General features: G+C 69.8%; 5 protein-coding genes. 3 read left to right on the plus strand and 2 right to left on the minus strand.

Translation table 11 applies throughout. The features are described 5' to 3' along the window. The first annotated feature begins 14 nt into the window (after nucleotides 1-14). Nucleotides 15-629 carry a dihydrofolate reductase family protein gene (locus tag ACY34I_RS22560; protein WP_462757063.1) on the plus strand — a complete coding sequence of 205 codons (615 nt, stop codon included), beginning with the start codon at nucleotides 15-17 and terminating at the stop codon, nucleotides 627-629. A gap of 87 nt (nucleotides 630-716) precedes the next feature. Here ACY34I_RS22560 and ACY34I_RS22565 read toward each other — a convergent pair whose 3' ends face one another. Together ACY34I_RS22565 and ACY34I_RS22570 are read right to left on the minus strand one after the other, a co-directional pair. After that, nucleotides 717-2,402: a Kelch repeat-containing protein gene (locus tag ACY34I_RS22565; RefSeq protein ID WP_462757064.1), complete on the minus strand. Its 1,686-nt coding sequence runs from the start codon at nucleotides 2,400-2,402 to the stop codon at nucleotides 717-719. Nucleotides 2,403-2,425: 23 nt separating this feature from the next. Then, nucleotides 2,426-6,808: a S8 family serine peptidase gene (locus ACY34I_RS22570; RefSeq protein ID WP_462757065.1), complete on the minus strand. Its 4,383-nt coding sequence runs from the start codon at nucleotides 6,806-6,808 to the stop codon at nucleotides 2,426-2,428. Between the two features lie 63 nt (nucleotides 6,809-6,871). Between ACY34I_RS22570 and ACY34I_RS22575 the strand changes: the two genes are divergently transcribed. Both ACY34I_RS22575 and ACY34I_RS22580 read left to right on the plus strand, forming a co-directional pair. Further along, complete coding sequence (locus ACY34I_RS22575; protein WP_462757066.1) at nucleotides 6,872-7,906, plus strand: helix-turn-helix domain-containing protein; 1,035 nt, start codon at nucleotides 6,872-6,874, stop codon at nucleotides 7,904-7,906. 396 nt (nucleotides 7,907-8,302) lie between these two features. Further along, on the plus strand, nucleotides 8,303-8,797 hold the full coding sequence (locus tag ACY34I_RS22580; RefSeq protein ID WP_462757067.1) for a phytase: 495 nt from the start codon (nucleotides 8,303-8,305) through the stop codon (nucleotides 8,795-8,797). The last annotated feature ends 484 nt before the right edge of the window (nucleotides 8,798-9,281 follow it).

Here is a 9,281-nt window from a genome sequence, read left to right on the forward strand (position 1 = left end):
AAGGGATCACCCCGATGGCAAAGGTCATCTCCACGCTGTTCATCTCGGCCGACGGTGTGGCCGAGATCGACCCCGATTGGCACTTCCCGTACTTCGACGAGAACATGGGCCGCGCCGTCGGCGAGGACTATGACACCGCTGACGTGCTGCTCATCGGCCGCGAGACCTACGACAGCTTCGCCGGAGCCTGGCCCGACCGCGAGGTCGCGGGTGGGGACGACGCACCGTTCGCCAAGCAACTCGGGGACATGCGCAAGGTGGTCGTCTCGCGCCAGCCGCTGGAGTTCACCTGGGGCAACTCCGAGCTGATCAAGGGCGATCTCCTGGATGCCGTCACCTCACTCAAGGCCGATGCCGGCGTCAGAGGCATTCTCATCCCCGGGTCGATCTCCGTGGTGCAGCAACTGCTCGCCGCCGGGCTGGTCGATGAGCTGCGCCTGCTGGTGCATCCGGTGGCGGCGCGTAAGGGCCGCAGGCTGTTCGACGAGGGCGAGGCGCCGTACCACCTGAGAATGACGGCGACGGAGGCGTTTCCGACGGGCGTGATCCGCGTGATCTACTCGCCCACCGCGGCACCCGCCAAGGTCGGCTACGACGAGGTCAAAGACCAGGTACCCGCAGGGAAATAGCCCGCCTTCGCGGGGACTGCGCAGGTCGGGGTGCCCGGGGAGGCCGACTGGCTGGTCCCCGGGCACACCGCGGTGCGGGCTGTAGGTTTACCGGCAGGCCGGGTACGGGTTCAGCCCGAAGGACGCGGTGGCGTCCTCACCCTTCTTGATCTTTACTTCGGTAGCGTCGGCCCGCCAGCCGTCGCTGCTGGCGATGACGGTGACTGGGCTCCGGTGCTTGTCCAGCCAGAGCGCGTAGCCGCCGTCGGGGCCCGTCTTCAGCACCTCTGTGACGTCGCCCGAGGTGACCACCACGGTGGCACCCTCCAGAGGCGTGCCACCCGCGCACGCGGCCCTGGTCACCACGCCGCTGAGCTTGCCCCACCGGGCGGGTGCCGCAACGATCATCGTCACCTTCACCGGGTCGACCACGTCGCCGGCGTCGGTGCCGATCCTGAGCGCCGCGGTGAAGGTGCCGGGCTGGGCCACTCCCGCGCTGTCCATGGTGACGGTCACCGTCCGGGTCTGGCCGGGCTGCAGGTCGAGCTGGACGGGGTCGGCCGACAGCCAGGGCACGTCGTCGCCGCACGCGTCGTAGCCAGGGAGCACCTCCGCCGCCGTTACGCCAGTGAAGTCGCCGGTCGAACCGCCGACCCGGTAGAAGCCGCACGCGCTGCCGCTCCGCCGCAAAAGCTGGCTGGCGTTGGGCAGCGGCGCCCAGCTGGAGGTCTGCGGATCGAACCGGAAACCCACGTTGGTCAGGCCCTCAGCGGTGGAACCGCCGGAGACGAGCAGTTGGCCGCCCGCAACGGCGTAGCCCGAGCCCCACAGCGCGGTGGGCATGGGCGCCAGGGCGGTCCAGCTGTTGGTGGCCGGGTTGTACACATGCAGGTTTGCGGTGACTCCCCCGTTGTCGCTGAGCCCGCCCGCGCAGTAGATCTTCCCGGCGATCGCACCGCACGACAGCCAGGAGATCTCCTGCGGGTAGGCGGCCTTGGCCGTCCACGCGTCGGTCTTGGGGTCGTAGGACTGGACGGTGGTCTTGCCGCAGTAGCGGTCGTCGCAGCCACCGATGACGTACAGCTTGTCGTCTACGACCGCCGCCGCCGAGGCGGCCAGCGGCTCGGGATTCGGTGCGGCCTTGCTCCACGCGCCCGTCGCCGGATCGAACACCTCGACGTCGCCGGCCGGGCCGCCGGTCTCCGCCCAGCCACCGACGACGTACAGCTTGCCGTCGATGAAGGCGCCCGTGGGCTTCTCCCTCGGCTTGGACATCGGCGCGATCGCCGCCCAGGCCCTGGTGGAGGGGTCGTAGGAGTAGCCTGCGGCGGTCATGGCGCTCTTGGTGACTCCGGCGACGGAGTACACCTTGCCCTCGTGGACGGCCATCAGGTTGTCCATGATCGGGATGGGGTAGGCCGCCACGTCCACCCACGGCGCGACAGCGGCCTCCACCTTGGCCTCAGCCTGGGCCGCAGCCTTGGTGTCCGCGAGCCGGTGCCAGCCGTCGCCCTCCATCGGGACGACCTTCGCCGGTACGGCGGCAGCGCCCTGGACCTCGGCGGCTCCCTGGATCGTGAAGGTGCCGGTCGATTCGGACACGGTGACGCGCCTGGCCGCGGCCGAAGAGTTGGTCACGGTGAAGGTGGCCTGGCTGGCCTCGCCCATCGGATGCGTCACGGTCAGTTCGCCGGGAGAGACCACGACGTCCGGCGATGCGGCGTACGCGCTCGACGCCGTGGACATTGCCGCTACCAGGGCGAGGACGGCCCCCGCCCGCATGGGGATTTTCATGATGGTTCCGATCTGTGCGGTCTTCATCGGGCCGAACACCCGCCCGCCGGCTTCAGCGTCAGCTCGGCCGTCGCCGCGCCTTGCTTGACCTGGATGGTGGTGACGGCCGAGGCGAGGCCGTCCTTGCTGGCGATGATCCGGACGTCGGGCTTGCCCTGGACCGGCAGCCAGACGACGGCCCTGCCGTTGGCGTCGCTCTTGCGAGCCACCGAGCCGATCTCCAGGTACGCCGACGGCAGCGCCGTCTTCGTCCCGTCGCAGGCCTGCGCGACGGCGCTGACCTCGACCTTGGCCCAGCCCGGTGGGGGCGTCACGTCGAGCGCGACGTCCACGCCGACGGGTGCGTACGGCGAGTCGCCCATGACCACGACCTGGCCCTGGCGCTTGCCCGGCTGCTCGAGCTTGGCCGTGTCGAAGGTGACGCTGATGGTGGCCTTCTCACCGGGGGCCAGGGCGCCCGACGGCAGCTTGGCCGACAGCCAGGAGCCCTCGCCGGTGCCGCAGCCCTCGTAGCCGGGCAGCACCTGCGACCTGGCCATGCCGGGCCAGCCGCTGGCCGCACCGCCGATGATGGTGAAGCCGCATGTGGTGCCCGCCCGGTACAGCGGGTACTTGGTGTTGGGCAGCGCCGTCCAGGCGTTGCTGGTCGGGTCGTAGGCGTAGCCCTGGTTGGTGACAAGGCCGTTGGTGATGCCGCCGCGGATACCGCCGGAGACCAGCAACTTGCCGGCGCCCGCGCTGTAGGCCGAGGCCCATGCGCCGACGGGCAGGTCGGCAATGGGCGTCCAGTGGTCGTAGACCGGGTCGTAGGAGTAGGCGGAGGCGACGGGGCCCGCGGCGGTGGAGTTCATGCCACCCGCGCAGTAGATCTTCCCGTTGATCGCGCCACAGGAGGCCCAGCCGACGTTGGCCGGGTACGGCGCCGCCGTACGCCAGGTGTCGGTGGCCGGGTCGTAGACCTGGACGTCGGTTCTGCCGCAGTCGCCCGCGAGCGTGCCGTTGCCCGAGCCGCAGCCGCCGATCAGGTAGAGCTTGCCGTCCAGGACGACGGTGCCCGCGGCGGCCAGCGGCTTGGCGGGGCTGGCGGCCACGCTCCACTGACGCTTGGCCGGGTCGTACACCTCGGTGACGCCGACGACCTTGACGGAGGCGTCCCAGCCTCCCGCGACGTAGAACTTGCCGTCGATGAACGCGCCTGAGGCCCGCTGCCTGGCCACCTGCATCTGCGGGATGCTGTCCCAGCGCTCGTTGATCGGGTCGTAGCTGTAGCCGGTGGCGACGGTCTTCGCGCCGTCGAAACCGCCGACGGAGTAGATCTTGCCCTCGTGCGTGCCGACGGTCGGGTCCATGATGCCCACGGGGTAGGGGGTCAGGACCGACCAGTCGCCCTCCTGCCCGGTCGCGGTGGCGTCCGCGTCGGTGCGTGGCGCCTGCTCGGTGTTCGGGGTCAGCGCACTCGGCGTGACGTTCGCCCGCACCTCGACCGGCGGCTGCCCGGTGGCGGCGAGGGCGCGCGCACCGCCGGAGACCGTACCAGTGCGCGGGCGCAACGGTGCGGTGCCCTTGTTGGTGACGGTGACCGTGGCGGTGCCGGTGGTGCCGAGTTCCTGGCCGGCCGTCAGCTTCGTGGTGGACAGCTCGGCCAGGCCGGCGGCCAGCGAGAAGTCAGCCTTGGTGATCGTGCCAGGGGTGATCTGCACCGTCTTGCTCTGGGCGGTGAACTTCTGGTGGGTGGCGGTCAGCTCCGCGGTACGGGGCAGGAAGGCCCAGTAGAACCCGTCACCGGTGGCGTTGTCCTCGGGCGTGGCGCGGGAGCGACCGGCCTGCGAGCGGGCCTCGGTGGCGGCCACCTCGGCCGCACCGAGCCCGGCGCCGGTGTTGCGGTCGGTCACCTGGCCGACCACCAGGCCGCCCGGCACCGGGGCGCAGGTGGGCTCCCCGACGAGCACATCGTCGATCTCCCACCACATGTCGAACGAGCCGGTGTAGTGGAAGCGGACGCGCACGTCGCCCTTGCCCGCCGCCTGCCGGATCGGGACCGTGAGGGTGTCCTTGACGGTGCCCTTGGCACGGCTCCACACCGCGGCCCAATTCTGACCGCCGTCGGTGGACAGCTCGATCGTCGCGGTGGAGCGCACCCAGGAGGGGGCGAAGTACTCCGTCTTCAGCCTGATCACGGGCTCGGTGGTGGCGGACAGGTCGATCGCCGGGGTGATCAGGTAGGTGTCCTGCGTCTTCTGGTAGCCGGAGAGCTCGCTGTTCACCGAGGCGAAGTTGCCCTCGCCGCCCGGCGTGCGGTTACCGAGCGGGGTGGGGTCGTCGAAGACCCACATGCCGCCGTCCGTCTTGGACTCCACCGTCCAGCCGGCGGGCGTCTCGGTGCCGTCGAAGGTCTCGGAGAGGCCGTTCACCTGGTAGCCGGGCGCCTTGCAGCGGTTGGCGTCGACCTGGAGGGTGAGGTCCTTGGTGAGGTCGCCCCCGAACGCCACGGGCACGCTCAACTTCTGGTAGCCGGGGTAGACCGCCTGCACGTCCAGCGGGTAGGTGGTGCCTTCGGGCAGCTCGATCTCGTACGCGCCGGTCTGCGGATCGGTGAACCACGGCCCGGCGGCGAGCCCTGCCACGCTGATCCTCGCGTACAGCGGCCAACCCTGGCCGGACCCGTCGCGGATCACGCCGTGCACCGCGCCCTTGGGCGCGGCCTGCAGCGCGAAGTCGGCCGATACGGTCGCGGTCGCCTTGACGGTCACGTCCCGGTTGACGTCGACATAGCCGAACATCGACGCAGTGATCTTGTAGTCACCGGCCAGCAGGCGGACGCTGTAACCGCCGTCGATCCCGGTGACCAGGTCACGGTCAAGCGGGCCGTCGACGTGCACCTTGACGCCGGCCAGCGGCTTACCAGTCTTGGCGTCGGTCGCCTTGCCGTTCAGCGTGCCGACATTCTGCAGCGGCGCGGCGGCGACGGCGGCGAGCACGTCGAGCTTGCCCTCGCCCCAGACGTTGTTCTTCTGCGCAGTGCCGCCGCAGGACGTGTCCGCGACATCCACGGCGGTCTGGTCGAGCAGCTTCCTGGTCGCGGCGATGTCGCCGACCAGCGCCGGAGCGGCCGACCACAGCAGCGCGATGGCACCCGCGACGTGTGGGGAGGCCATCGAGGTGCCGTTCATCGAGACGTAGCCGTTGCCGGGGGCGGCCGAGCGGACATTGACGCCCGGAGCGGCGATGTTGGGCTTGATGTCGCCCTCCTCGCCGGAGCCGCGGGAGGAGAAGATGGCGATGGCGCCGTTGGCGTCGAACGCGCCCGCCGCATAGGTGCTCTGGTAGTCACCGGGGCTGCCTGAGGTGTCGCAGGCGGGGCCCTCGTTGCCGTTGGAAAACATCGGGAACATGCCCGCGGCGATCCATGCGTCGACCACGTCCTTGAACCACGGCTCCACGATCGGGCCGTTGGGGCTGCCCCAGGAGTTGTTCACGACATGCGGGCGCAGCTCGGGGCGGGGGTTGTTGCCGTTGAGGTCGGTGGGCGCCAGCATCCACTGAGCCGAGGCCATCAGCGCCGACTCCGGGCAGCTGCGGCCGGTGCAGCCCTTGGCGGAGATCCACTGCGCGCCCGGCGCGACGCCGATGTGGCCGCCCTCGCCACCGTCACCGGTCATGGTGCCGATGGTGTGCGTGCCGTGCCCGTTGTTGTCGCATGGCACCCGGGACGGCGAGGCGCATTCGAGCGCGGGGTCGTACCAGTTGTAGTCGTGGCTGAAGGTACCGTCGCCTCGCTTGCCGCGGTAGGAGTTGACCAGCGCCGGGTGGTCATACTGGGCGCCGCTGTCGATGCTGCCGACGACGATGCCCGCGCCGCGCGCGCCGAAGTCGGCCCAGACGCGGTCGGCGCCGATGGCCTTGATGCCCCACTCCACCGTGTCGGCCGCAGCAGCGGCCACATCCTTGCCCGGGGTGGGCTCGGGCAGCGTGTATACGTGGTCGGCCTCGATGGAGGTGACCTCGCTCTCGGTGGCCAGCGACTGGGCCAGTTCCAGGGTGCCCTTCTTGACGTACACGGTGTTGGACACCCAGAACACTTCGAAGTCGGCGCCCGACGACTTGAGCTTGCCGAGCACATTGCCCTGGCTACGGGCCGCGCTCCGACGCAGTTCCTTCACGACGGCTTCGCCGCGCCCGGTCCAGTCCTGCTGCGCGGCGGCTGCCCCCAGGTTGGGTCGCTCGGTGAACCGCACCCAGTACGAGCCGGTCCGCTCGGACTGCAAGGCCGAGCGCACCTCCGGCTTGATCTTGTCGCGGGCCTGCGCGCCGCTGGACAACGCAACGACGGCGGCGGCGCTGGCCAGAAGGGACATCACCACTCCCAGGCGGAGCGCCAGCCGCCTTTTCAAGAGCATCTTTCTCATGGGATGGCACGATCCCGCCTGGGATCCGACCGAACAAGCGGGATCGAGGTACGGCTTTGCGTCATGGCGGCTTTCCGCCATGCTTCAGGTGGATCATCGAGACGGAGGCACGCCATGCTCTTACCCGTGCTGGGGTTGACGAACGAAGAGTCGCGGGTCTACCGCGAGTTGATCAAGCTGCCGTCCTGCGCGCCGGCGGACCTGAGTGCCGGGCTCGGCATGGAGACAGCTCAGGTGGCGTACGTGCTGGGACGCCTGGTGAACCTCGGCCTGGCCGCGCGCAGCGGCGAAGACACCGGGCGGTTCGTGGCGTCCCCGCCCACCGTCGCGCTCGGCGCGTTGCTGGCCAAGCGGCAGAACGAGATCAGGCTCGCCGAGCTGGAGCTCAACGCGCTGGAAGAGACCTACCGGGCGGCGGCCACCCGGCGGACCATCGCCGACGTGATCGACGTGGTGCAGGGCGCGGAGGCGATCAGGCAGCGCTTCGAGCAGCTGCAAATGGGCGCGCGCGAGGAGGTGATGGCCTTCGTCACGGCGCCCCCCGTGGTGGTCGAGACCGACGAGAACACCGCCGAGGACGCGGCCGTGGCACGCGGCGTCTCCTACCGCGTGGTGCTCGAACGCGCGATGCTCGAGGACGACGTCAACATCTTCGGCGAGATCGAAAGGGTGATCGCGCAGGGCGAGCGGGTACGCGTCATCGACAACCTGCCCATGAAGCTGCTGATCGTCGACCGCGAGCTGGCGCTCATCCCGATCGCCGGCGAGCACCACGGCGCTGCATCGGGGGCACTCATGGTGCACCGAAGCGCGCTGCTCGACGCACTCATCACGCTGTTCGAGTGCCTGTGGAACGTCTCCAGCGAGATCGTCACCATGGCTGACGGCATTGCCGAGGTCGGCCCTGGGCAACTGGAGGACATCGATGCGAAGATCCTCAGTCTGCTGCTGGCCGGGCTCACCGACCAGGCGGTGGCCGGCCGGCTCGGCACCTCATTGCGAACCGTGCAGCGCCGAGTCCGCCTCCTGATGGACCTGGCGGGCGCGCAGACCCGTACCCAACTCGGCCGCCAGGCGGCCCGCCTGGGCTGGATCTGACCCGCCACCAGGAACCCAGCAGAGCGACAGGAAGTTCACGTCATAGTGCAAGGCAATGGACCGAACAGTCCCCCTGGCTAGGTCGGCCAAACCGCCTCGGCGGCATCCGCGGCTGGTGGCCCGGCACGCCCCAATAACCCTCGCCATGGTCACCCACACCTGGCTCACCGTCGCCAAAACCCTTGGCGTAAAAGGGAGACACCCCCGGTGATGACATGAAAAGTGGGACGGGCCGCGAGCACCTGATCGGGCGTAACCGGCATCGCGCGGGTTGCCCAGGCGACGAGGTCGCTCGGCATCGACGTCACGTACCGTACAGCGCCGGTAATCGCCGATTTCACCCATGGCAACCGCCGGTCAGATCGGCGGTAATCTCCGTCCCACAGCCTGGCTGCCGTGACGTACACATTGAACGCCGCAATCGCGGCGGGCAGCATCGTCGCCGCGCTGCTCGCCCCGCCCCACGCCAGTGCCGCCACCACACAGCCCGCGGTCGTGACCACCGACAGCGAAACCCCGGCCCTGTACGACGACGATGCTGGCGGAAACGCCTCCGGCGGCGACCCGGCCATCTGGGTCCACCCGGCCGACTCCCACAAGTCGGTCGTGATCGTGACCGCCAAGGAAGGCGGCCTCCGCGTCTACGACATGGGCTCGCGAGAGCTCCAGTCGCTGCCCGCCACCAAGGCACCGCGGGTCGACACCGCCGCGGCCGCTACAACAACGTCGACATCGCGTACGGCGTCAGCGTCCCTGATCAGCTTAGTGATCCTGAGTCGGATTGAGTTTCCGGGATCGTTTCCCACCGTGGTGGTGTCGCGTGGGCGTGGAAGTGGAATCCCGCGCCCAACGCGGCTCCGCGTGGCCGGTGGCCGGTGGTGGGTGTGCTGATCGTTGTCACGCCCTGGTGCCGGTGGGCTGCGCGGGGCAGCCTCCGGTCCGTTGATGCGTGTCCCTCCGGACGCTTACCCGCCAGGCTGTGAGGCCGGGTGGGGGAGGGTGCCCTACGTCGCCTGGGCGCGGGGCGTGATGCCTTGCGCCGGGTGAAACCCGTCTTCGACCGGTCCCCCCGGTGGGTCTTCGTGATGACCGCCGACGCTTCAAGTTTGTCGACCACGGCGCGGATGACCATGTGCCCGCTGGCCTTGTCGATGACGGTCTTTGCCTGATGGGCCAGGCCGCGGGCGGCGATCCGCCGCCAGGCACCCTGGTCCCGGTCTCCCTGCCACCGGCAGGACTGGTGGGGACACAGGGCCCACTTCCAGCCCGGGGTGGTGGGCTTGTCGGGGGCCTTACAGTGCCGTAGCGGAGTCAGGCACTGTGGGCAGTGCTTCGAGGTATTCCGCGCAGGCGTGGTGACGACGGCGATACCGTG

It is taken from the genome of Micromonospora sp. RTBAU3-60, assembly GCF_054963695.1.